General features: G+C 53.7%; 1 protein-coding gene. It reads left to right on the top strand.

Annotated features, from left to right (window positions below; genetic code table 11):
- Positions 1 to 203, top strand: a 203-nt coding sequence (locus BRO54_RS19090) for a malate:quinone oxidoreductase (RefSeq protein ID WP_139268134.1), incomplete at both ends; no start/stop codon positions are given.

A 203-nucleotide genomic window follows, 5' to 3' on the forward strand; every position in this document is an offset into this window, starting at 1 on the left:
TATGGCCTTGACCACTATTTGATCCAGCAAGTGCTGTTGTCCAAAGAACAGCGCATGCAAGAACTGCGTGAATTCGTCCCGACAGCGAAAAGTGAAGAGTGGGACATCATCGTCGCTGGTCAGCGCGTGCAAGTGATTAAAGACACCGAATCCGGCGGCAAGGGGACGCTGCAATTCGGCACGGAAGTCGTCCATGCGGCAAA

It is taken from the genome of Geobacillus proteiniphilus (assembly GCF_001908025.1).
Taxonomy (GTDB): domain Bacteria; phylum Bacillota; class Bacilli; order Bacillales; family Anoxybacillaceae; genus Geobacillus; species Geobacillus proteiniphilus.